Consider the following 23,447-nt stretch of genomic DNA (forward strand, 5'->3'; position numbering starts at 1 on the left):
CGGGACGCCGGCCCGGGCGAAGCACCGCGCGAGACAGGGGACGAGGCGGCCGGCTCGCGCAGCCCGGTGGGTGCCGGCCGAGGCCGCCCCGCGACCACAGCCCCCACCGCGAGAAGCGAAGGGCCCGAAGTGGGGGCGGGAAGCCGGTCAGCCGGGGATGCCGGGGGCGTCAGGGACGCCGGGGGCATCGGGTGCGTCGGGGGCATCGGGGAGGAGGTGCGCGTTGGGCTCGCGGGCGCGGTCCGCCAGCTCGGGGATCTCCACCACGGTCACCCCCGCCCCCGCGAGTTCCTCGGCCCCGTGGCAGTCGACGAAGAGCAGCGGCTCCCGCCACGCCAGCACCACTCGCCGGACGCCGCTGTCCAGGATCAGGCGGGTGCAGGTCCTGGGGCGCGACCTGCGCGCGCTGCACGGCTCCAGGCTGCTGTAGACCGTGGCCCCGGCCAGCCTGGGATCGTCCGGGGAGATCTTGCCGAGCGCCGACTCCTCCGCGTGGACGTGGGGGTCGCCCTCCCGCGAGTAGCCGCGGGAGATCTCCTCGCCGTCCTCGGAGACGACCACGGCGCCGACGGAGAAGGCCGTCTCGGAGGGCGGGCACAGCCTCGCCAGGTCGCACGCCAGCCCCAGCCAGTCGTGGTCGTTCATCCGGACCTCCCGGTAGACGGTGCGTGTCAGGCCAGCCGGTAGCGCAGCAGGGTGACGTCGCCCATCCTGCGTACCTCCGCCAGGTCCATTCTGCGGTGGCGGTCCCGGGGGAAGTCCCCGTCCAGGACGAAACGCGGGGCGGCGGAGTCCCCGACGAAGAACGGGGCGACGACGAGGTGGAGCTCGTCCACGAGGTCCTGGCGCAGGAAACGGGTGTGGACGGAGGTGCCGCCCTCGACCATCAGACGGCGCACTCCCCGCCCGTACAGGTCGGCGAGGACCCGGCCGAGGTCGATCGGCTCTCCCGCGTCGACCACCTCCGCGGCCCCCGCGAGGCGGGCGGCGAGTTTCGCCACGGCGGGCGACGCGGCGTACACGATCTTCTCCGCGTCACCGGCGGTGAAGAAGGCGGCGGCCGGGTCGAGGTTCCCGGTGGCGGTCAGCGTCACCTTCGCGGGGGACGGCGGCAGGCCGCGCGCGACCCGCTCCCGCCCGCGCTCCGGCGACCTGACCAGGAGCCGGGGGTTGTCGCGGCGGACGGTGCCCGCCCCGACCAGGATCGCGTCGCAGCCGGCGCGGACCTCGTCGACCCGGTCGAAGTCCTCGTCGTTGGAGAGCAGCAGCCGCTGCGGCGTGCGGTCGTCGATGTAGCCGTCGACGGACATCGCGCAGCTCAGCAGCACGTACGGGCGCTCGCCCACTCCCCGCCTCCCCTGGTCAGGCACCGGCCGATCGTAACAACCTCCCGCCCGGCCCGCTCGCGGCGGCGCCCACCTTCCCCGCACTGTCGGCACTCCCGGTTTCCCCTGGTGGACCGCCATGACAGACCGCCCTGACATATCGGCACACGCCCCCATCTGTTTACCTTCTGTTAACCTGAAACTGAAGCTTCCCGGGGTGAGGAGTTCATCATGCGTGCGGTTCTGCCGGACCTTGGTCACAAAGGCGCCTGCTCCGCTCCTGTCGAGGAGCCGATCGGCCGCCACCTCCACGACCCCGGTGTGCCGCCGGGAACCACCGTCCGCACGACCGACACCGGCCGGGGCGGGGAAGGCACGTCAACGACCCTCTCCTGCAGGAGGGGGCTTGAGGTGCAGCGATGCGCTTGACAAGCCCCGCGTTGACCAGCCCTAGTCATCAGCTCAAGGAGGTGCGTTTTGATGGCTACGTTGAACACGAGATCGCAGACCCACCGGCAGGTGCTTCCTCAGCCTGCCGCTCTGGAATCCGTGGGAGCAGACACGCCCGAGGGTGGGCACGAAACGGCTCACGGACACCGCCGCCAGGCGGTACCTGGTGTTCACCATGGGCGAGGGGAGACCGGTCCGGCCGCACCGCCGCACCGGCGTCACCCCAAGGGCGCCTCGGCGCCCGAGGGAGCGAACCGTGAGGTTCACCCCGTCGTGTTCGTCCTGGACGCCCGCGGCCACCCGCTCGACCCCTGCCACCCCGCCCGCGCCCGCCGCCTGCTGGCGGCCGGGCGAGCGGTCGTGGCCCGTCACACCCCGTTCGTCATCCGCCTCAAAGACCGGTCGGCTGCCGACTCCACCGTGACAGGCCTGCAGGTCGGTATCGACCCCGGCTCCAAGCACACCGGCCTGGCCGTGTTCACCGGCCACGACGGGAGCCGGACCGGCAGATACGCGCTCCAGCTCGACCACCGGGGCGCAGCGATCCGCGACAAGCTCACCGCCCGCTCGCGGTATCGACGGCGACGCCGTAGCGCGAACCTGCGCTACCGCTCCCCCCGGTTCCTCAACCGCACCAAGCCGCAGGGATGGCTCGCGCCGTCCCTGCAACACCGCGTCGACACCACCATGTCGTGGGTGACCCGGCTCACCCGTTGGGCGCCGGTCACTGCCGTGCACGTGGAGCGGGTCGCGTTCGACACCCACAGCATGTCGGCGGGCCGGCCGCTCGAAGGAGCGGAATACCAGCAGGGCACCCTCGCCGGGTACGAAGTCCGCGAATACCTGCTGGCCAAGTGGGGCCGGGTGTGTGCGTACTGCGGCAAGCAGGACGTGCCGCTCAACCTCGACCACATCCACCCGCGTTCCCGGGGCGGCTCCGACCGGATCAGCAACCTGACCCTGGCGTGCATCCCGTGCAACCAAGGCAAGAACGCCACCCCGGTGGAGGAGTTCCTGAAAGGCAAGCCCGCCCTCCTGGCGAAGATCCTCAAGCAGGCGAAGACTCCGCTGCGAGACGCAGCCGCCGTCAACACCACCAGGTGGGCGCTATGGCGGGCACTGGTGGCGACCGCTCTGCCCGTTCACACCTCCTCCGGAGGCCGCACAAAGTGGAACCGCTCCCGCACCCAAGCGCCGAAGTCACACACCCTTGACGCGTTGCACGTCGGCCACCTGGAGACCGTCACCGCCTGGCCCTCGACGGTCCTGGTGGTCACGGCGACCGGCCGCGGCACCTACGCCCGCACCCGCACCGACCGTTACGGCTTCCCCCGGCTGCGGCTACCCCGGACCAAGCAGGTCAAGGGGTTCGCCACCGGCGACCTGGTCCGCGCCGTCGTCCCGAGCGGCAAGAAGACCGGTGTCCACTCCGGCCGTGTCGCGGTCCGCAGCACCGGCAGTTTCAACATCACCACCCGGCACGGCACCGTGCAGGGCATCCACCACCGCCACGTCCGGCTGCTCCAACGAGCAGACGGCTACGGCTACACCACCCACCCAGAAGTGCGGCACCGTGCCGCGTTTCCTCCCGGCCCTGAAGGACCGGGCCTCCACGCTGAAGGTAACTGATGACGGCGGGCCACCCGGTACGCGAGTGTCCAGCAGGCGCCGAGCACGACCGGCGGCACCGCCTCTGATGGGATGGACTCTGGCGTTCGCCGCCGTGGCGATCCTTTTCGTGCTGGTCAGCGGTGCCAACGACGGCGCCACCCTCATCGGTCTCGGGCTCAGGTTCCCCCGCTTCCCCGGATGGGCCGCCGCCACGATCCTGGTGGTCGTGCTCTTCGCCGTCCCCTACCTGCTGGGGGTGACCGTCGCGCGCACCTTCACCGAGCGGCTGGCCGGGCTCGGCACGAGCGGCGGCGCGGCGGCGTTCCTGGTGGGGGTGGTGATCGCGGTGGCGGTGGTCACGGTGCTGACCGGCAGAGGGCTGCCGACCAGCCTGACCCTCGCGGTGATCGGAGGCATCGGCGGCGCGGGGCTCGGTGCCGGACTACCGGTCTCCTGGACCGACCTGGGCACCGTCCTGGCGATCGGGGCCTGCGCACCCGTGGCCGGGTTGATCCTGGGCTACCTGCTGGGGGCCGTCTCGCGCCGGGTGCCCTCCTACCGCCGCATGTCGCGGCTGGTGTCCGGCACCCACCTGCTGGCCTACACGGCCCAGTGCGTGGCGTACGCGCTGAACGACGGACAGAAGATGATCGCGGTGGTGAGCGTGGCGGTCGGCGTGGGCCGCGGCGGGCTCGGCGGGGTCGGCCCCATCGAGGTCCCGCCGGCGTGGATGGCGGTCCTGGTGGCGCTCTTCCTCGCCGGCGCGCTGACCAGCCTGATCCGTGTCGGCGGGCGGCTGGGCCGTGGGCTGGTCATCACCCGCCCGCTGCACATCGTCTCCGCGGAGGCGGCGGCCACCGGCGCCGTCCTCGGCAGCTCGGCTCTGGGAAGCCCGGTGAGCATGACTCAGTCGATCACCGCAGGGGTGGTCGGCTCGGCGGCAAGTGAGGGAATGAGGAGAGTGCGATGGCAGGGCGTCGTGAACGTGGGTACGGCATGGCTGGTCACGCTGCCATCGTCGATGGCGCTGGGCTGCCTCGGCGGTCTCGCGCTGAGACTGATGTGAGCGGCAAGGACGGCCGCACCCGGAGGTTCGCGCGCGCCTGGGACGACCTGCGCGGCAGGTCGGGGCGGCGGGTCGTCGGACTGGTGCGGAGCCAGGTCGCCGTCGCGCGGGCGGGCGCCGAACTGGCCCGCTCGACCGCGGCCGGCGAGGTCGAGCGGTCCGCCGCGCGCGCCCGGATGGCGGAGGTGGAGCACGAGGGGGACGAGGCGCGGGCCGAGCTGGTGCGGATACTGCGGCGGGTGCTGGCGACCCCCATCGACAGGGAGGACCTGTTCCGGCTCTCGCGCTCGATCGACGACGTGCTGGACCAGCTCCGTGACTATGTGCGCGAGCTCGACCTGTTCGGTCCGGAGGACCTGCGGTTCGCGGTCGAGCCCCTGCAGGCGGTGATCGACGGCCTCGACGAGCTGGAGGGCGCCGTGCTGAAGATGATCGACGCCCCGGGCTCGGTCACCATGGCCGTGCTGGACACGCGCAAGGCGTGCAGCCGGGTCCGCCAGCTCTACCAGGCCCGGCTCGCCGAGCTGTTCGCCGAGCCGCTGGACATGGACACCCTGCGCAGGCGCGAGCTGCTGTCACGGCTCGACGCGGTGGGCCGCCGGCTCGGCGAGGCCGCCGACGCGCTCGCGGACGCGATGCTCAAGCGGAGCCACTGAAACCGCGCCGCCTTACCCATCACCGTCCGCCATTCCCCACTCCCTTTTGACGAAGGACGACTCTTGTTATGAAATATGTTTAGCTAGAGCGAACAGGCGGCCACGCCGCTTGACGGAGGGAGCCGCGGGTGGGCACATCGGAGCGTCATGGCGGTGAGGAGCCGGACCGCCAAGACGCCGTCGGAGCCCGGATGCGGCAGTTCCGCAAGGAGCGCGGCCTGACGTTGCGCGGTCTCGCCACCCACTCCGGGCTCTCCATCGGGTTCCTCTCCCAGGTCGAGCGGGGCATCTCCTCCATCGGCCTGACCGCGCTCAACAGCGTGGCCACGGCGCTCGACCGGAGCGTGGCGGAGTTCTTCAACGACGCGCCGCCGGAGGGGGAGACCGAGGAGAGGCAGCCATCGGTCTCCCCGCTGCCGAGCCACTTCACGCTCACCCGCTCCGCGACGGCCGCCACCGAGTACATCTCGGGCCAGCAGACCTACCGCATGCTCTCGGCCAGGGGGCCGAACCTGGTGCTCGAACCGCTGCTGGTGCACATCGCACCCGGCGGCAGGCGGGAGAACTCCTACGGGCACGCCGGTGAGGAGTTCGCCTTCGTGCTGGAGGGCGAGCTGCTGTACGAGGTCGACGGCGTCGAGCACCGGCTGCATCCGGGCGACAGTGTCCACCTGAGGTCGACGGTCCCGCACAGCATGTTCAACGACACCGACCGGGTCACCACCGTCGTGTCCGTGGTGACCCCCCGGCTGTTCTGACCTTCTCCGCCGCCCGCGCTCTCGCCTCGCGAGTGGTGGGGTGACCGCCGATGACCTACGGGCCCCTCCCCTCCCGCGCGACCAGGACTCGCGGGGCCACGGTCAGTGACGGCGCAGGGCGCGGATCGCCGACGCGGCCAGCCCGACCGCGGCCAGCGCGCCGAGCGCCCCGGCGGCGACCGCCCGGCGCTGGCGGGAGATGCGCGGCTGGATCTCGGCGTACGGCACGGTGCTGAACGAGACGAGCTCGTAGCGCGAGGTGTAGCGGCCGGGCAGCAGCCGCTCCAGGCCGTGCTCGACGCGCTTGCCCAGTAGGAACGTCCGGGAGGCGACCTTGTCGCGCATCTCGACGAAGTTGGCGAGCGCGAGTTCGGCGATGGTGTCGGCGTGCTCCTTGCGGCGGGCACCGTACCGGGCGAGGGCCTCGGGGAAGTCGTCGCCGGTCTCCTGTAGGCAGCGGTCGAGCTCCACGCAGTCCTCGAAGCCGCAGTTGGCGCCCTGGCCGTAGAAGGGGACGATGGCGTGGGCGGCGTCGCCGAGCAGGCCGACCACGGCACCGGTGCCGCGCACCTGCCAGGGGTGCGCCCGCACGGTGACCAGGTGCCCGATCGGGTTGTGGGCGTAGTCTCCGGCGAGGTCGGGCATGAGCGCGCGGGCGTCGGCGTAGTTGGCGGCGAAGAACTCCTCGAACCGCTCCGCGGTGTCCAGTTCCTCGAAGCTGCCGGGCCCCGACTTGGGCCAGAACAGCGTGCAGGTGAAGGACCTGTCCGGGTTGGGCAGCGCGATCATCATCGCCTTGCCGCGCGGCCAGATGTGCAGCGCGCCGGGATCGAGGGCGAACCCGCCGTCGCGCGCCGGGATCGTCAGCTCCTTGTAGCCGTAGTCGAGGTAGTCCTGGCTGAAGTCGAAGCCGGGCAGCAGTTGCAGCCGCCCGCGTACCGCGCTGTAGGCGCCGTCGGCGCCGAGCACGACCGGGGCGCCGTGGGTGACGGGCCCGGTGGGCGTGTCGAAGTCCATCCGCCCCGAGTCGACGTCGAGCCCGGTCAGCCGGTGCTCGAAGAGGGCGCGGACCCCGGGCATGGCGAGGGCCGCCTCCAGCAGCGTGCGGTTGAGCTCGGAGCGGCTGATGGAGTTGATCGCCCGCTGCCCTCCGGCGCTGTACGGCTGGAAGTTGAGCGTGCCGTCCGGGGCGTGCACCATCCGGCCCGGCATCGGCAGCGCGGCCTTCAGCACCGCCTCCTCCAGCCCGATCCGGCGCAGCGCGTCGATCCCCCGCTCGGAGATCGCCAGGTTGATCGAGCGCCCGCGCTCCGGCGTGGCCTGGCGCGGGTCGGGCCTGCGCTCGTACAGGGTGACCTCGTAGCCTCGGCGGGCCAGGTAGCAGGCCGTCAGGCAGCCGACCAGCCCGGCGCCGACCACGGCGACCTCGCCACGGGAGCTCATACCGGGTTCACCTCCTCGGCGAGCGCGGCGGCCGCCCGCCAGCAGTCGTGGAACGTGGAGTACATCGGCACGGGGGCCAGCCGGATGACGTCCGGCCGCCGCACGTCGGCGAGGACGCCGTGCACCTCGTGCAGCCGGGTGGCAAGGGTCGCGGCGTCGGTGGCGTCCGCGACGTCCGTACCCCCGATCACCCGCAGGGAGAGCTGCGCTCCGCGCCTGGCCGGGTCGGCGGGCGTGACGATCTCCAGCGGGCGGTCGCGGACGACCTCGGCGAGCAGCCGCTCCAGGTAGCCGGTGAGCGCCAGGCTCCGCTCCCTCAGCGCCGCCATCCCGGTCTCGGCGAACATCCGCAGCGAGACCCTGACCGGGGCCATGGCCAGGATCGGCGGGTTGGAGATCTGCCAGGCGTCGGCGGTGGGCACGGGGACGAGCTCGGGCCGCATCTCGAAGCGGGTCGCCTGCTCGGTGCTCCACCACCCGGCCAGCCGGGGCAGCTCGGGGTCGGTCACGTGGCGCCGGTGCACGAAGCAGCCCGCGACGGCGCCGGGACCGGCGTTGAGGTACTTGTACGAGCACCAGGCCGCGAAGTCCACGTCCCAGTCGTGCAGCGCCAGCGGCACGTTCCCCGCGGCGTGCGCGAGGTCCCAGCCGACGACGCAGCCGGCCGCGTGACCGGCGGCGGTGACGGCGGGGATGTCGAGGAACTCTCCGGTCAGGTAGTTGACCCCGCCGAGGAGCACGAGCGCCACCCGGTGTCCCTCGCGGGCCAGGTAGTCCACGATGTCCTCGGTGCGCAGGCAGTCCTCGCCGGGGCGGGGGCGCAGCCGGACCACCGTCTCGTCGGGGTCGAGGCCGTGGTGGACCGCCTGGCTGCGCACCGCGTAGCTGTCCGAGGAGAAGGCGTGGTCCTCGATGACGATGCGGGTGCGCTCGCCCGCCGGGCGGTAGAAGGTGGCCATCATCAGGTGCAGGTTGACCGTGAGGGAGTTCATCACCACGGTCTCCTCGGGGGCCGCGCCCACCAGCGCGGCGGCGTCCTCACGCAGCTCGGCGTGGTAGGGCAGCCAGGGGTGTGCCGCCCGGTGGTGCCCCTCGACCGCGTGCAGCGCCCAGTCGTCCAGCTCGGCGGCGAGCGCGGCGCGGACGGCGCGGGGCTGCAGGCCGAGCGAGTTGCCCGCGAAGTAGGCGACCTCGGGGTATCGGCAGGAGGCGGGGGCGGGCGGCAGCAGGAACTCCTCGCGACGGCAGACCGAGTCCTCGGCGTCGGCCGCCAGCGCCGCCCGCTCGCCGAACTCGCCGTCCTCGCCGAACACGCCGGGAGCGCGCGACGCGCCGCGCCCGGCGGAACCGTCGGATCCGCCCTGGTCAGGTCCACCCCGGCCGGGTCCTGCCGAGCCGGTTCCGCTCGGATCACGGAGGTCCCCGGCCCGCGTGGCCATCACGCCGACGTCCTGATCGCCGGACCTCCGGCACGCTCGCTCGTCACATCGTCTCCTTCTTCCCCGCCAATGTTCACTCATGCTGAACTCAAGTGAAATTAGGAGTACGAGATGATTCGGGCAGTGCGCTTTGCAGACGAAAGGTTCTACGGGGATCCGGTTTCAGGATGACGGAGCGTCACCCGAAGGCACCACGGTCAGGCCCTGCCTCTCTTGGCCTCCCTGCCTGTCGCGGCCGGTCGGATCCACGGGACGGAACAGCTACGCCGCCCCCCTCGCTGAGCGGTTCAGCAGCGGCAGCACCTCGGTGCCCAGCAACTCCACGCCACGGTCGTCGGTGAGACCGTGCGGCGTGCCGAACTCCACCCGGTGCGCGCCCGCGTCGATGAGGGCCTGTGCCTGCGCGGCGACCTGCTCCGGGTCACCGGAGAAGGCGAACAGGTCGAGCAGGTCGTCGGGGATCAGCCGCCCGGCGGCCTCGTCCCTGCCGTCGTCGACCAGTTCCTTGACCCGGCCGAGCAGGTCGGCGGGGATCTCCACGGTCGGGTCGAGGTCGGCGACCACCGCGAGGTACATGGCGACCTCGCTGCGCGCCCTGGCTCTGGCCGCGGCACCGTCGACGTCCACGACCGTCACCGCGCCCAGGACGACGCCCACCTCGCCCGGGTCACGTCCGGCCGCCGTCGCCCCGGCCGCGACCCGCTCACCGATCACCCCGACCATCGCCGGGTTCGCGCTGCCGCCCACCTTGATCTCGTCGGCGATCCGCCCGGCCAGCGCCGCGCCCTTCGGCCCCCACGCGCCGAGCAGCAGCGGCGGCCGGGTGCGGTGTACGGGGTAGCGCAGCCGGGTGCCAGGCGCCAGGCGGAACATCTCCCCCTCGAACCCTCCGGCGTCGCCGGCCAGCAGCCGGTAGACCACCTCGACGGCCTCCGCCAGCGCGGTCAGCGGCCGTGGCTGGGCGATGCCCACGGCGCCGAGCCAGGTACCGCGTGCCAGGCCCAGGTAGGCGCGGCCGTGTGAGGCCAGGTCAAGGGCGGCGAGTTGCCCGGCGATCTCGTACGGCGCCGCCGAGTACGGGTTGAGGCAGGCCGCGCCGAGCCGCACCCTCTCGGTGGCGGCGGCCATCTCCAGCAGCGGGAAGATCGGCGGCTGGTACATCAGGTCGCCGAACACGCTCAGCACGTCGAAGCCGTGCTCCTCGGCGCGGCGCGCGAGCCGCGCGTAGTCACCGGCCCGCTTGTCGCTCTGCAGGCCCAGACCGATCTCGGTAGTGCTCATCGGGGGATCACCTCAGGTCAGGTCGGCGGAGTTCATCCGGCGGCGGCGGGTCCGCTCGACCCGCATCACCAGCCGCTCCTCCGGGTCGGGGCAGCTGAAGTGGGAGTCCTGTGCCAGCCAGTCGCCCTGGGCGAGGTCGCGCTGCTTGGCGGCGAGGAACGGCAGGACCGAGGCGAGCGCGTAGACGCAGAAGTGCTCACCGTCGGGGAGGCGCAGGTGCGCGCTCCGCTCCAGCGTGAAGCAGTCGCCCACCTCCATGCCGCAGACGGATCTGCCCTCGATGCGGTCGACCACGACCCGCAGGTCGTACAGTTCCATGTCGCCGTCGTCCGCCATGCCCGCCCCTCGCTCGCCCGTGCCCTCGCCGATGTCCTCGCCCGTGCCCCCGCTCATGGCACGAGCAGTTCGGAGTGGTGGTGCACGATGAGCCAGTCGCCGCCGGTCCTGCGCAGCACGTCGGTCACCCGGCTGTACTGCGCGGGTTCACCCGGCGCCTCGGCGACGAGCAGGTAGCGCGCCACCCCGGCGTCGCCCCACACGTCGATCCGCTTGTCCTCGGCCGCCAGCCTGTCGAGTGCGGGACGGGCACCCGAGCCGTCCCTCTCGTCGCGGTAGGCGTCGAGCTCCGACCGGGTACGCAGCGGTCCCGGCAGGTGCGTCTCCCAGGTGGTCACCTCGGCGTGCAGGTGGCTGTCGAACCGGCGCCGGTCCGCCGCGAGGAAGGCGTCGTACATGTCGTCGATGCCCGCCGCGATCGCGGCGGCCTCCGCGTCGTTCACAGAGCCGTTCGTCGAGCCGTTCATCGGGCCGTTCACCGGTACCTCACCCAGATGCCCCGGTCTTCAGACCCCGGGAAAACCGCGTTCACTGCTTCTCCCATCCCGACCGGTCGTCGCGGACGACCCGGCCGCCCTTCATCACCCAGCGGACCCCCCGGAAGGCCGAGGTGTCCGCGAGCGGATCCGCGTCCATGGCGATGAGGTCCGCGTACTTGCCGACCTCGACGGTGCCGAGGTCGGCGTCGGCGCCGAGCCAGCGCACCGGGCCGAGCGTGCCCGCGTAGAGCGCTCCCGCCGGGCCGAGACCTCCCTCGGACATGCACTCCAGCTCGCGTACCGAGGCGTTGGTCCCCTCGAAGTCCCAGAACGGCGGCATGTCGCTGCCCAGCAGGACCTCCACCCCGGCGTCGAGGGCCATGGCGTAGCTCTCCAGATGCCGGGGACCCGCGCCGAGCGAGCGGCACTGCATCCACTGCGGCACCCCGAGCTCGTCGAAGAACTCCTTGCAGCGGGTGACGAGCAGCGTCGGCACCAGGGCCGTGCCGCGCTCGGCCATCCTCTTCGCGACCTCGGGGGTGAGCTGGTAGCCGTGCTCCACGCAGTCGAGGCCCAGCTCGACGGCCTCGGCGATCACCGCCGCCGGCCCCGCGTGCGCGGTGACCTTCCGGCCCCAGGCGTGCGCGGTCTGCAGCGCCGCCGCCATCTCGTCGGAGAACAACTGCGGGGTGTCGATGCTCTCGTGCTCCCCGGCGATGCCACCGGAGATCATGATCTTGATGAGGTCGGCACCCGCCTTGACCTGGGTACGCACCCCGCGCCGGAACCCGTCGACTCCGTCGCACTCCATGGTGTCGCTCGCCTCGTGGCCGTGGCCGCCGGTGCAGACCAGGGCCTGGCCCGCCGTGAAGATGCGCGGCCCGGTCGCCCTGCCCGACTCGATGGCCCGGCGCAGCGCGAAGTCGGCGTGCTCCTTCTCGGCCACGCACCGCACCGTGGTGACCCCGCAGTGCAGAGTACGACGGGCACCGTCGGCCATGTAGAGGACGAGTTCGTGCGCCGTCATGTTCTTGACGCTGTCGCCTCCCTGGCCCGGCAGCGACAGGGACAGGTGGGTGTGCATGTTGACCAGGCCGGGGGTGACGTACGCGCCGTCGAGATCGAGCCGCGGGGTCTCCCCCACCCGCTCCAGGACCTGCTCGCGAGGACCCACGGCCGCGATCCGGTCGTCCCGGATCCACACCGCCGCGTCCGCGATCCGCCCCTCGGCGCCCTTCGGAGCCCCGGCCGACGCATTGGCCGACGGAGCACCGCCGGCGCGGGCGTCGGTGACCGTGCAGTTGACAATGACCACGTCGTTCATCGGACGGCCTCGATCCCGTAGATCCTGCGGGCGGCGTCGGGAGAGACGTAACCCTCGGCGACGTCGCGGCGGACCAGTTCCGGATCGCGCTCGCACGGATCCCCGTGCCCGCCACCCCCGGCGGTCAGCAACCTGATCCGGTCACCGACCCGCACCCTGGTCCGCTTGGTACTGACCCGATGCTCACGCTCGGTCTCGGGGAAGACCACCACCTGGTTGGGCTCGGGCTCCAGCCCGCCCTCCAGCGCCCACGGCCGCGACCGCGTCTTCTTGATGACCGACAGGAACTCCCCCTCCGTGACGAACCGGATGTCCCTTCGCAAACCCACCCCACCACGGAACCGCCCGGCACCGCTCGAGTCCTCGCGCATCTCGACGCGTTCGAAGAACATCCCGGTCTTGGCCTCCAGGACCTCGACGGGGGTGTTGCGGGCCTGGGTCTGGCACAGGTGGTTGGCGGCGTTCATGCCGTCGTGGGAGGGGGTGGCGCCCCAGCCGACCGGGTCGTTGTTGCTGACCGCGAACATCTGCCCGGTCTCCGGGTGGATCCCGACCATCATGAACCCCGGCACGTCCCCTCCGGAGGAGGCGGGCAACCGGTCCGGCATGCCCTGCGCCAGCGCCTTGTAGATCAGTTCCAGGGCGACGGTCCCCGTCCACTGGGTGAAGGTCGCCGCCGGGTAGACGGCATGGAAGAGCGTTCCAGGCTCGGCCCGCACCCGCAGGGGGGCGAAGTGCCCGGCGTTGGTCTGCTCCCCCGGGGTGGTGATCGCCTTGAACGCGACCCGGCAGGTCGCGATGGTCGCGCCGAGCGGGAGGTTGACCGGCCCGGCGGTCGCGCCGGACGACCCGGCGAAGTCGACGGTGAAGGCGCCGTCGGCGACGGTGACGGTGACCTGCATCCGGATCGGGTCCTCGGTGATGCCGTCGTCGTCCAGCCAGTCGACCGCGGTCCACGACCCCTGCGGGAGGCGGGCGACGGCCTCGGCCGCCGCCTCGGCGGCGGCCTCGACCACGGTCTCGATGACGGACTCGACGACCGCCCTGCCGTAGCGGGCGTACAACTCCTGGACGCGGCGCTCGCCGGTGCGCAACGCGGCGACCTGCGCGTTCAGATCACCGATCACCAGATCCGGCATCCGCGAGTTGAACCGGATCAACTCGATGATCTCCCGGTTCGGCTTACCCCCCGAGAACACCTTCGTCCCGGGAAAGATGATCCCCTCCTGATGCATGTCCGTGGAATCCAGCACATACCCCGGATCCTTGGCCCCCAGATCCATCCAGTGAGCCCGCACACACAGAAAACCCACCAGCTCAGAACCCAGGAACACCGGCGAGAACAACGTCGCGTCATAGGCGTGCGCCGCGTTCCAGTACGGATAGTTCAGCAGCACCACATCACCCGGACGCAGGTTCTCCCGCCCCACGTACTCCACCCCCTTGCGGATGGAGTAGTCGTTGGCGCCGAGGAAGCGGCTCAGCCCCGTCGACTCGGCGACCAGGCGCAGGCCGGAGTCGTAGACGGAGATGCCGAAGTCGAAGACCTCGTAGATGACCGGATTGAAGGCGGTACGTACGAGCGTGGCCCGCATCTCCTCGGCGGCCGAGGCGAGATGGCTGCGCACCACCTCGACCGTCGCGCCGTCCACCCGCGGCAGAGCCGTAACGGACCGATCGGCGACCGTCTCAGGCACCGTCTCAGACATCGTCGATCCCGTAGATCCTGCGGGCGGCGTCGGGAGAGACGTAACCCTCGGCGACGTCGCGGCGGACCAGTTCCGGATCGCGCTCGCACGGATCCCCGTGCCCGCCACCCCCGGCGGTCAGCAACCTGATCCGGTCACCGACCCGCACCCTGGTCCGCTTGGTACTGACCCGATGCTCACGCTCGGTCTCGGGGAAGACCACCACCTGGTTGGGCTCGGGCTCCAGCCCGCCCTCCAGCGCCCACGGCCGCGACCGCGTCTTCTTGATGACCGACAGGAACTCCCCCTCCGTGACGAACCGGATGTCCCTCCGCAAACCCACCCCACCGCGGAACCGCCCGGCACCACCGGAGTCCTCGCGCATCTCCATCCGCTCGAAGAACATCCCGGTCCGCGCCTCCAGGACCTCGATCGGGGTGATCCTCCCGGTGCTGCCCGAGACGTGGGTGGCGGCGTTCATGCCGTCATGGGAGGGGGTGGCGCCCCAGCCGACCGGGTCGTTGTTGCTGACCGCGAACATCTGCCCGGTCTCCGGGTGGATCCCGACCATCATGAACCCCGGCACGTCCCCTCCGGAGGAGGCGGGCAACCGGTCCGGCATGCCCTGCGCCAGCGCCTTCAGAATGAGCTCGACCGCGACGATGCCGGTCCACAGGGTGAACGTCGGCTGCGGGTAGACGGCGTGGAAGAGCGTGCCGGGCTCGGCCCGCACCCGCAGGGGCACGGTCGTGCCGAAGTTGGACGGCTCGTCGGGCGAGGTGAGCGACTTGAGGACCACCTTGCAGATCGCCTCGGTGGCGCCGAACGGCATGTTGATGGGACCGGGCGTGGCCGGCGCGGAACCGTCGAAGTCCACGGTGAAGGTGCCGTCGGCGATGGTGACGGTGACCTGCATGCGGACCGGGTCCTCGGTGATGCCGTCGTCGTCGACCCAGTCGACCGCGGTCCACGAGCCCTGCGGCAGCTCGGCGAGGGCGGCACGGGTGCGCGCCTCGCCGTCCTCGATCATCCGCCCGACGGCGGCCTCCACCGTCGGGCGGCCGAACTTCTCCAGGATCTCCAGGAACCGGCGCTCGCCGGTGCGCAACGCGGCGACCTGCGCGTTCAGATCACCGATCACCAGATCCGGCATCCGCGAGTTGAACCGGATCAACTCGATGATCTCCCGGTTCGGCTTACCCCCCGAGAACACCTTCGTCCCGGGAAAGATGATCCCCTCCTGATGCATGTCCGTGGAATCCAGCACATACCCCGGATCCTTGGCCCCCAGATCCATCCAGTGAGCCCGCACACACAGAAAACCCACCAGCTCAGAACCCAGGAACACCGGCGAGAACAACGTCGCGTCATAAGCGTGCGCCGCGTTCCAGTACGGATAGTTCAGCAGCACCACATCACCCGGACGCAGGTTCTCCCGCCCCACGTACTCCACCCCCTTGCGCAGGGAGAAGTCGTTGGCGCCGAGGAAGAAGGTGAGCCCGGTGGCCTCGGCGATCAGCCGCAGGTCCGCGTCGTACATCGACATGCCGAAGTCGTGGACCTCGTAGATGACCGGGTTGAACGACGTACGGATCAGCGTGGCCCGCATCTCCTCCGCCGCGGCGAGCAGGTAGCTGCGCACCACCTCGGCGGTCGCCCCGTCAAGGGTCTCGCCCGGTTGCTCGGTCACGATGCCACCTCCACAAGCCTGACCAGCAGGTAACCGTGCTCGTCGACCTCGACCCGCTGCCCCGAGGGGACCACGGTGGTCGAGGTGCCCTCGTCGACGAGGGCGGGTCCGTCGAACGCGTCGCCCGGCTCCAGCAGCGCGCGGTCGTAGACGGCGAACGACGCCGTGGCCCGGGTGCCGAAGTCGTAGGCGTCCCTGCGGGCGAACAGTGCCCGGCCCGCGTCGCCGTCGCCCGGCGGGCGCACCACCAACTCCGGCCGGTCGGTGCGGCCGATGCCGCGCACCCGCAGGTTGAGGATCTGCAGCCGGTTGTCCATGGCATGGCCGTAGCGCGCCACGTGGGTCTCCTCGAACGCCCGCCTGATCGCGTCCCGGTCGAGGTCGCGGCCCGCGGTGACAATGAGCGAGTGCTCCTGCCCCAGGTAGCGCAGCTCGAACTGGCGCTCAAGGACCATGCGCCCGGCCGCGACCCGCTGCGCCTCCAGGGAGTCGACGGCCTCGGCCTCGATGCCCTTGAAGATCGTCTCCAGCTCGTCGAGGTCCGCGTCGTCCAGGGTGGCCATCACCGTGCGGGAGAAGTCGTCGACGATGTCGGCGCTGAGCATGCCCCAGGCGGAGAACCCGGACGGCGCGAACGGCACGATGACCTCGCCGATGCCCATCTCCGCCGCGAGCAGCGGGGCGAGCAGCGGTCCGGCCCCGCCGAACGCGAGCAGCGAGAAGCCCCGGGGGTCGTGCCCCCGCTCGACGGTGATCTGCCGGACCGCGCCGACGGTCTTGGCCAGCAGCACGTCGAAGACGCCCGCCGCGGCGGCCTCCGTGCTCAGCCCCAGGGGCCGGGCCACCTGCTCGTCGAGCGCCGCGCGAGCGGCGTCGGCGTGCAGGTCCATGGTCCCGGCCAGGAAACGGCCCGGGTCCACGTAGCCGAGGACCACCGCCGCGTCGGTGACAGTGGGGCGGGTGCCGCCCCGGCCGTAACACACCGGGCCGGGGTCGGCACCCGCACTGTGCGGACCCACCTTGAGCAATCCCCTCTCCAACCACGCGATCGAGCCCCCTCCGGCCCCTATCGTGCGGATGTCGTAAGTGGGGATCAGCAGCGGGAAGTGCTCCAGCTGCGCCTCGTAGGCGGCCACCGGGGACCCGTGCTCGATCACGCACGCGTCCAGCGAGGTGCCGCCGATGTCGAAGGTGAGCAGGTCCCGGCGGCCGAGGGCGGCGGCGAGGTGCGCCGCGCCGACGATGCCGCCCGCCGGGCCCGACAGCACCGTGTGCGTCGGGGAGGTCTTGGCCACGGAGGACGTCATGGAACCGCCGCCGGACCTCATGATCAGGAACTGCCCGCCGAACCCGCGCTCGGCCAGCCCGTGCTCCAGCCTGTCGACGTACCTCTCGAAGATCGGCCGGATGTAGGCGTCGAGGACCGTCGTGCTGGTCCGCTCGTACTCGCGGTACTCCCTGACGATGTCGGTGGAGAGCGAGACCGTCACGTCCGGGTACGCCTCGCGGATGATCCGGGCGGCCTGGCGCTCGTGGGAGGGGTCGAGGAAGGAGTGCAGGAAGCAGACGGCGATCGACACCACGCCCTCCTCCTCGACCAGGACCCGGGCCGCCTCCCTGACCCCCTCGGCGTCGAGCTCCTCGACCACGCGGCCCCGGTGGTCGAGCCGTCCCCGCACCCCCGCGGTGTGACGGCGCCGCACGAGGCTCTCGGGGCGCTCGTACTGGAAGTCGTACATGTGGTCGGCGGGCACGTTGCCCCGGCCGATCAGGAAGATGTCGCGGAAGCCGTCGTTGGTGATGATCCCCGTCGGCTCACCGCGCCGTTCCAGGACCGCGTTGAGGCCCAGGGTGGTGCCGTGGATGAACAGCTCCACCTCCGACAGGTCGGTACCGAGCGCGGTGACCGCGTCGAGCACGCCCTCCCAGGGGCGGGCCGGGGTGGTCGAGGCCTTCCTGAAACGCACCTCATTAGTGCGGGTGTTCAGCTCCATCGCGTCGACGAAGGTGCCGCCGATGTCGACGGCCAGACGGATGTGCTTCGGGTCGGGCATTGAGGGTGTCACCTTTCGATCAGCGCGGGGATCTCGGCGGCGCGGTGGCAGGCGACCAGGCTCGCGTCGTACGGGCGGAGCTCCTGCTCCTGCTCTCCGCATTCGTCTGTCGCGAAGGGGCAGCGCGGCGCGAGGGCGCAGCCCCCGGCGGCGTCCGCCTCCTCCAGATCCTTGGTCAACTCGACCTGCGGGCCGCCGTAACCGGCGCCGAGGCTGGGGGCACTGGACAGCAGCGCCCTGGTGTAGGGGTGCCCGGGGTTGCCGAAGACCTCTTCCACCGGCCCCTCCTCGACGATCCGTCCCAGGTAGAGCACCACGACGCGGTCGCAGAACCCCCGCACGGTGGCCAGGTCGTGGGAGATGAAGACCGAGCCACGCGAGCTGTCGCCGCTCACCTCGGCGATCACCTTCAGGATCTGCGCCTGTACCGTGACGTCAAGCGCCGAGGTCGGCTCATCGAAGACGATCAGGTCGGGTTCGCCGACGAGCGCGCGGGCGATGCCGACGCGCTGCGCCTGCCCGCCGGACAGTTCGTGCGGGCGCCGCTCCAGGATCGACGGGTCCAGTTCCATCCGCTCCAGGGCGCGGGCGACGCGCGAGGCGCGCTCCGCGGCGGGCACCCCGGCGGCGCGCAGCGGCTCGCCGATCGCGTCCTGCACGGTCCGCCGGGGACTGAGCGACCCGATCGGGTCCTGGAAGACCAGCTGGGCGCGGGTACGCAGCCGGCGCAGCCGGGCGCCGCGCAGCTCGGACAGGGCGTGACCGGCCACCTCGACCCTGCCCCGCGAGGGCTGCACCAGGCCGAGCATCAGCCTGGCCAGGGTGCTCTTACCGCAGCCGCTCTCCCCGACGACGCCCAGCCGCTCGCCCGCGGCGACGCTGAGGCTGACCCCGCGCAGCGCGTGGTGCCCCCCGCCGCCGAAGCGGCTGCGGTAGACGACGTGTGCGTCCTCGATGCGCAGCACGCTCTCCCGCGCACCGGGCGAGGTGGCCGTACCGGCGGACGGGGCCGTTCCCGCGGGCGGGGTCTCCGCGGGGACCGGCGGCTCGGCGGGGTCGTCGAGTGGGCCCGAGCGGGGGTGGAAGCAGGCGGCGCTCCAGTCCATGGCCAGGGGCCCGGCGACGGGCAGGTCCGCCGTGCACAGCTGTGTCGCGTGCGCGCAGCGCGGCGCGAACGGGCAGGATGACGGCGCCTCGGTCAGCAGCGGCATCGCGCCGGGGGTCGCGGTCACCGGGCGCCCGTCGATGTCGGGCACCGAGCGCAGCAGCGCCCGCGTGTAGGGGTGGGCGGGCTCGTGGAGCACCTGCGGGCCTGGGCCGCTCTCCACCACCGTCCCCGCGTACAGCACCACGACGCGGTCGCAGACCTCCGCGATCGACGCCAGGTCGTGGGAGATCAGCAGCACACCGCGCCGCTCCGCGTTCGCGGCGAGCCGGAACCGGTTGAGGATCTCCCTGGTGAGCGTGACGTCCAGCCCGGTGGTGGGCTCGTCGGCGATCAGCAGGCCGGGCGCGCACCCGGTGGCCAGCGAGATCATGACGCGCTGCGCCATGCCGCCGGAGAGCTCGTGCGGGTAGGCGTCCAGGCGGCGCCTCGGGCTGCGGATGCCGACCGACTCGAACAGCTCGGCGGCGACCTCCCTGGCCGGAGCCGGGGCCAGCGACCGGTGGGTGACCAGCCGGTCGACGAGCTGGCGGCCGACGGTACGGGTGGGGCTGAGCGCGCCGCGCGGGTTCTGGAAGCAGATCGCGGCGCCGTGCCCGCGGAAGGCCTCCAGCTCGGCGGCGTCCATCGTCAGCACGTCGGCGCCGTCGAACATGACCCGTCCGGTCGTCTGGGAGCCGCCGGGCAGCAGGCCCACGATCGAGCGGGCCACCATGCTCTTGCCGCCGCCGCTCTCACCGACCAGGCCGACCACCTCGCCCGGCTCGACGCTCAGGTTCACCCCGCTCAGCGCGGCGACCCGGCGTCCCGGCCGCCGGATCACGACGGAGAGGTCCTCGATCGACAGGAGTGTCATCGTCTGTCACCTCCTTGTGGAGTCGGCGCGTTCCTGCAGGCCCTCACCGAGGAGGCTGAAGCCCAGGACGCAGATCAGCAGGAAGAGGCCGGGCGGGACCGAGGTCCACCACCGGCCCGCGACGACGTCACCGGAACCGAGGCTGATCATGGCGCCCCACTCCGCGGTGGGCAGCGGCACGCCGAGTCCCAGGAAGGACAGCCCGGCCAGGGTGAGCATGGCCCAGCCGCAGTTCAGCGGGGCGATGACCCGCACCGGCGTCAGGCTGTTGGGCAGTACGTGCCGCCAGAGCACCCCCCAGAAGGAGGAGCCGGAGGTGCGGGACGCCTCCACGAAGGGCAGCTCCCTGATGGAGCGCACCTCGGCGCGGACCAGCCGGGCGTAGGCGGGTGCGTTCACCAGGGCGATGACCGCGATCAGGTTCGCCGTGCCGCCACCGAGCAGCGCGGCCACCGCCAGGGCCAGGATGAAGGTGGGGAACGCCTGGAAGACGTCGAGCACCCGCATCAGCACGTCGTCGGCCCAGCCTCCCCGGTATCCGGCGACCAGGCCGACGAGGCTGCCCGCGACCACGGCCAGGGCGACCGCGGCGACGGCGATGCCGACGTCGAGCCGGGCGGCGTGCAGGACCCGGCTCCACACGTCCATGCCGTTGAGGTCGGTGCCCAGCAGGTGCGCGCCGCCCGGCGGGGCGAGGGAGGCGAGGGGGTCGATCTCCTCGGGACCCCAGGAGCTCAGCAGCGGCGCGAACAGGACGGCCACCGCGACCACGGCCAGGATGGCGGAGCCCACCGTGATCAGGGACGACGCGAAGCGACGGTCCGCGCCCGCCTCCCGGGCTCGTGGCGCTGCGGCCATCAGATCCTCACTCTCGGGTCGAGGATCGCGTGGACCACGTCGGCGATGAGGAAGACCACCACGTAGAACAGCGCGATCACGAGCACCGACGCCTGAACCACCGGGTAGTCCCGGTAGAGCAGGCCGCGCAGCGCCCACTGCCCGAAGCCCTGCCAGGAGAAGACGTACTCCACGAGGACCGTCGAGCCGATGGAGAAGCCGAACACCAGGGCCGCCAGCGCGGGAAGCCGCACCAGCGTGGCCCGCACCAGGTAGCCGCGGAGCAGCAGCCGGTCCTTCAGGCCGTGCGCGGCGGCGGCCGTGTACGCCTCGGAGGCCAGTACCTCGAGCGCGGAGGCCCGGACGCTGCGCAGCAGTGGCGCGACGATGACGATGACCAGCGTGGCCACCGGCAGCGCGAGGTGCTCCAGTGCGGAGACGAACGCTGGGCCGTTGGCGGTCAGCGCCGCGTCGAGCAGGTCGGCACCGGTGATCAGGTTCAGCTCGGTGTCGGGATCCACCCGGCCGCTGGGTGCCGGGAACCAGCCCAGCACGCTGTAGCCCACCAGGACCAGCACCAGGCCGAGCCAGAACTCCGGTACCGAGTTGCCGATGAGCGCCGCGACACGGACCGTGTGGTCGCCGAACCGGCCCGCGTGCCTGGCCGACCAGATGCCGAGCACCACCGCCAGCACCAGCGCCACGGCCAGCGCGATCACCACGAGTTCCATGGTCGGCCCCACCCGCAGGGCCATCTCCGAGCCCACCGGGGCACCGCTCTGGATGGAGGTGCCGAAGTCACCGGTGAACAGTCCCCCGACGTAGTCGAGGAACTGCTGCCACAGGGGCCGGTCCAGCCCGAACCTGGCCCGCGCCGCGGCGGCGTCCGCCTCCGTGGCGTTGGGGCCGAGGATGGTACGGATCGGGTCACCCGGCAGGACCCTGACGAGCAGGAAGGTCAGCACGACCACCCCGAGGAGCACCGGGACGAGCTGGAACAGCCGCCTGAGGACGAACCGGAGGATACGCATGGATCAGGAGGAGGTGCTCAGGTAGCGCAGCCGGGCCAGGCCGTCCATCGGCTGGACCCATCCCGCCACCTCTTCCCGGACGGGGAGGTTGAAGTTGGGCTGGCAGATGACGACCCATGGCACGTCCTCGGCCAGGATCTCCTGCACGCGCTGCCAGAGCTTGGCACGCTCGGCCGCGTCGACGACGGTGTGGGACTCCTCGAAGATCTTCTCGACCTCGGAGTTGACGTAGTTGGAGTAGTTGAGGCTGGCGCCCTTGGTGAAGCTGGTGCCGAGCATGTACTCCACGTCGTTGACCCAGAGCTGGCCCAGGGTGATCTGCAGGGGGATGTTCTTCTTCGCCCTGCGCTCGCCGAGCGTGGCGGGGTCGAGCGGGGTGAGCTTCAGCTCGATGCCGGCCTTCCTGGCCTCGCTCTGCACGAGCACGGCGATCTGCTGCTGCTCCTCGCTGTCGGTCTGGAAGACCAGCTCGGAGGTGATCGAGGTCTTGCCCGCCGCGGCCAGCGCCTCCTTGGCCTTGGCGACGTCGTAGGCGTAGGGGTAGCCGGTCTCGGAGTAGCCGGGCATGTCCAGCGGGACGACGCTCTTGGCCGCCCGTGCGTCGCCACCGTAGACGTTGGCGATGATCTGCTCGTACGGCACCGCGTGGGCGAGCGCCCTGCGCACCGCGGGGTCGTCGAAGGGGGCGGTGGTCACCGACATCTGGATGGCGAGCTGGTTGTTGCTCGGCGCGGAGATGACCTTGATGCCCTTCGTGGACTTGAGGTCCTTGATGTCGCGCTGGCCGATGCCGAAGGCGACGTCGATGTCGCCGTTCTGCAGTTGCAGGCGCTGGTTGGAGGCCGCGGGCACCACGCTCAGCCTGATCTCGGAGCTCTTGGCGCCGTCGGTGCCCGGGTAGCCGGCGTTGGCGGTGAGCACGATCTCCTGGCCCTGGACCGCCTTCTCCACGTTGAAGTAGCCGCCGGTCGGGGGGTTCTTGGCGAACCACTCCTTGGCCCAGGGGTCGGCGTCGGTGGCGTGCTTCTTCGCCTCCTCGGAGTCGAAGACGTACAGCGAGATGGCCTGGATCTGCCGGGTCAGCGCACTGGGGAAGGCCTGGGTGAACGTCACCGTGTAGTCGTCGACCACCTCGATCTGGTCGGCCTTGGTGAGCCCGATCAGCCGGTAGACGCCGGCCACGTTGGCCTTCGCGGCGAACGCGCGGTCCTTGGACCACTTGACGTCCTTGGCGGTCATCTCGTTGCCGCTGGCGAACTTGACGCCCTTGCGCAGCTTGAGGGTCCAGACCTTGTTGTCGGCGTCGGGCTCGAAGGACTCGGCGAAGGTGGGGGCGATGGCCTCGGTGTCGAGGATCTGGCCGTCGCCGACCGAGGTGACCCCGTAGTCGACCATGTAGGGGAAGACGTTCTTGTAGAGCATCAGGGCGGTCAGGTCGAACCCGACGAAGTCCTGGTCCCAGCTGCTCAGGTAGCTGCTCACCGCGATCCGCAGCTTCGAGGCGCCCGGGGCCCCGCCGGGGGCGGTGCTCGCCGCGGGCGCGGTGGATCCGCCGCCCCCCGTGGTGCCGGCGGCGCATCCGGTCGCCAGGAGGAGGGCGACCCCGCTGCCGAGCTGCAGGACCGAGCGGCGGGACAGCGCCGGGGATCCCGGACCGTTGGGACGAGAGAAGCCGGGCACGGCAGTCCTCCAGGGGGCCACAGGGGATAGGCCGCGAGGGAGACGGTCCACCCGACCTACATGTGGCATTTGTTCTATCAGACCTGAGTTTGGTGAACAAGTGACCAATGTCTGTTCACGAACGAGGCCAATGCCCAGAGAAGCACCAGGACAGCATAAAGATCATGCCCAACAGTCATGTTCACTGAATTTCACAAGACTGTCGCCCATATGTGACCGGCACCCCGTACCGTATCGGCAGAATCGTCTCCGCCCGGCAGACCGACCCGCCCCGAAGC

Annotated in this window: 19 protein-coding genes; 4 read left to right on the forward strand and 15 right to left on the reverse strand. The window is 71.4% G+C overall.

Annotated elements, in window-relative coordinates; genetic code table 11:
• Positions 1 to 147: 147 nt before the first annotated feature.
• Positions 148 to 645 carry a cytidine/deoxycytidylate deaminase family protein gene (locus ABT061_RS10845; RefSeq protein WP_350915079.1) on the reverse strand — a complete coding sequence of 166 codons (498 nt, stop codon included), beginning with the start codon at positions 643 to 645 and terminating at the stop codon, positions 148 to 150.
• A gap of 26 nt (positions 646 to 671) precedes the next feature.
• Complete coding sequence (locus ABT061_RS10850; RefSeq protein ID WP_350915081.1) at positions 672 to 1,370, reverse strand: RibD family protein; 699 nt, start codon at positions 1,368 to 1,370, stop codon at positions 672 to 674.
• Positions 1,371 to 2,048: 678 nt separating this feature from the next.
• Between ABT061_RS10850 and iscB the strand changes: the two genes are divergently transcribed.
• From iscB to ABT061_RS10870, 4 genes are all read left to right on the forward strand, one after another.
• On the forward strand, positions 2,049 to 3,404 hold the full coding sequence (gene iscB, locus ABT061_RS10855; RefSeq protein WP_350915083.1) for an RNA-guided endonuclease IscB: 1,356 nt from the start codon (positions 2,049 to 2,051) through the stop codon (positions 3,402 to 3,404).
• Positions 3,405 to 3,471: 67 nt separating this feature from the next.
• Positions 3,472 to 4,452 carry an inorganic phosphate transporter gene (locus ABT061_RS10860; RefSeq protein ID WP_350915085.1) on the forward strand — a complete coding sequence of 327 codons (981 nt, stop codon included), beginning with the start codon at positions 3,472 to 3,474 and terminating at the stop codon, positions 4,450 to 4,452.
• Positions 4,449 to 5,108 (forward strand): DUF47 domain-containing protein, encoded by a 660-nt coding sequence (locus tag ABT061_RS10865; RefSeq protein WP_350915087.1) that lies wholly within the window; start codon positions 4,449 to 4,451, stop codon positions 5,106 to 5,108. Before ABT061_RS10860 ends, ABT061_RS10865 begins: the two co-directional genes overlap by 4 nt.
• Positions 5,109 to 5,236: 128 nt before the next feature.
• Positions 5,237 to 5,866, forward strand: coding sequence for a helix-turn-helix domain-containing protein (locus ABT061_RS10870; RefSeq protein WP_051753275.1), 630 nt, complete (start codon positions 5,237 to 5,239; stop codon positions 5,864 to 5,866).
• A gap of 102 nt (positions 5,867 to 5,968) precedes the next feature.
• Here ABT061_RS10870 and ABT061_RS10875 read toward each other — a convergent pair whose 3' ends face one another.
• From ABT061_RS10875 to ABT061_RS10935, 13 genes are all read right to left on the reverse strand, one after another.
• Complete coding sequence (locus ABT061_RS10875; RefSeq protein WP_350915089.1) at positions 5,969 to 7,309, reverse strand: FAD-dependent oxidoreductase; 1,341 nt, start codon at positions 7,307 to 7,309, stop codon at positions 5,969 to 5,971.
• Positions 7,306 to 8,622 (reverse strand): kynureninase, encoded by a 1,317-nt coding sequence (kynU, locus tag ABT061_RS10880; protein WP_350915091.1) that lies wholly within the window; start codon positions 8,620 to 8,622, stop codon positions 7,306 to 7,308. Before kynU ends, ABT061_RS10875 begins: the two co-directional genes overlap by 4 nt.
• A 387-nt stretch (positions 8,623 to 9,009) precedes the next feature.
• Positions 9,010 to 10,029, reverse strand: coding sequence for an LLM class flavin-dependent oxidoreductase (locus tag ABT061_RS10885; protein WP_350915093.1), 1,020 nt, complete (start codon positions 10,027 to 10,029; stop codon positions 9,010 to 9,012).
• Between the two features lie 12 nt (positions 10,030 to 10,041).
• Positions 10,042 to 10,422 (reverse strand): TIGR04076 family protein, encoded by a 381-nt coding sequence (locus tag ABT061_RS10890; protein WP_350915095.1) that lies wholly within the window; start codon positions 10,420 to 10,422, stop codon positions 10,042 to 10,044.
• On the reverse strand, positions 10,419 to 10,844 hold the full coding sequence (locus tag ABT061_RS10895; protein ID WP_350915097.1) for a DUF4440 domain-containing protein: 426 nt from the start codon (positions 10,842 to 10,844) through the stop codon (positions 10,419 to 10,421). Before ABT061_RS10895 ends, ABT061_RS10890 begins: the two co-directional genes overlap by 4 nt.
• A gap of 49 nt (positions 10,845 to 10,893) precedes the next feature.
• Entirely contained in the window at positions 10,894 to 12,168 is a 1,275-nt protein-coding gene (locus tag ABT061_RS10900; protein WP_350915099.1) for an amidohydrolase family protein, read from the reverse strand.
• Positions 12,165 to 13,877, reverse strand: a complete 1,713-nt coding sequence (locus tag ABT061_RS10905; RefSeq protein ID WP_350915101.1) for a hydantoinase B/oxoprolinase family protein — start codon at positions 13,875 to 13,877, stop codon at positions 12,165 to 12,167. The genes ABT061_RS10900 and ABT061_RS10905 overlap by 4 nt, the downstream gene beginning before the upstream one ends.
• Positions 13,870 to 15,546 (reverse strand): hydantoinase B/oxoprolinase family protein, encoded by a 1,677-nt coding sequence (locus ABT061_RS10910; RefSeq protein WP_350915103.1) that lies wholly within the window; start codon positions 15,544 to 15,546, stop codon positions 13,870 to 13,872. Before ABT061_RS10910 ends, ABT061_RS10905 begins: the two co-directional genes overlap by 8 nt.
• Positions 15,543 to 17,600: a hydantoinase/oxoprolinase family protein gene (locus ABT061_RS10915; protein ID WP_350915105.1), complete on the reverse strand. Its 2,058-nt coding sequence runs from the start codon at positions 17,598 to 17,600 to the stop codon at positions 15,543 to 15,545. Before ABT061_RS10915 ends, ABT061_RS10910 begins: the two co-directional genes overlap by 4 nt.
• 8 nt (positions 17,601 to 17,608) lie before the next feature.
• Positions 17,609 to 19,621: a dipeptide ABC transporter ATP-binding protein gene (locus tag ABT061_RS10920; RefSeq protein ID WP_350915107.1), complete on the reverse strand. Its 2,013-nt coding sequence runs from the start codon at positions 19,619 to 19,621 to the stop codon at positions 17,609 to 17,611.
• A 6-nt stretch (positions 19,622 to 19,627) separates the two neighbouring features.
• Complete coding sequence (locus tag ABT061_RS10925) at positions 19,628 to 20,479, reverse strand: ABC transporter permease (RefSeq protein WP_350915109.1); 852 nt, start codon at positions 20,477 to 20,479, stop codon at positions 19,628 to 19,630.
• Positions 20,479 to 21,489, reverse strand: a complete 1,011-nt coding sequence (locus ABT061_RS10930) for an ABC transporter permease (protein ID WP_350915110.1) — start codon at positions 21,487 to 21,489, stop codon at positions 20,479 to 20,481. The genes ABT061_RS10925 and ABT061_RS10930 overlap by 1 nt, the downstream gene beginning before the upstream one ends.
• Positions 21,490 to 21,492: 3 nt before the next feature.
• A complete protein-coding gene (locus ABT061_RS10935) occupies positions 21,493 to 23,169 on the reverse strand; it encodes an ABC transporter substrate-binding protein (RefSeq protein WP_350915112.1) in 1,677 nt (558 codons plus the stop codon).
• Positions 23,170 to 23,447: the final 278 nt, after the last annotated feature.

Source organism: Streptosporangium sp. NPDC002544, from assembly GCF_040295965.1.
In the GTDB taxonomy this organism is placed as follows: domain Bacteria; phylum Actinomycetota; class Actinomycetes; order Streptosporangiales; family Streptosporangiaceae; genus Streptosporangium.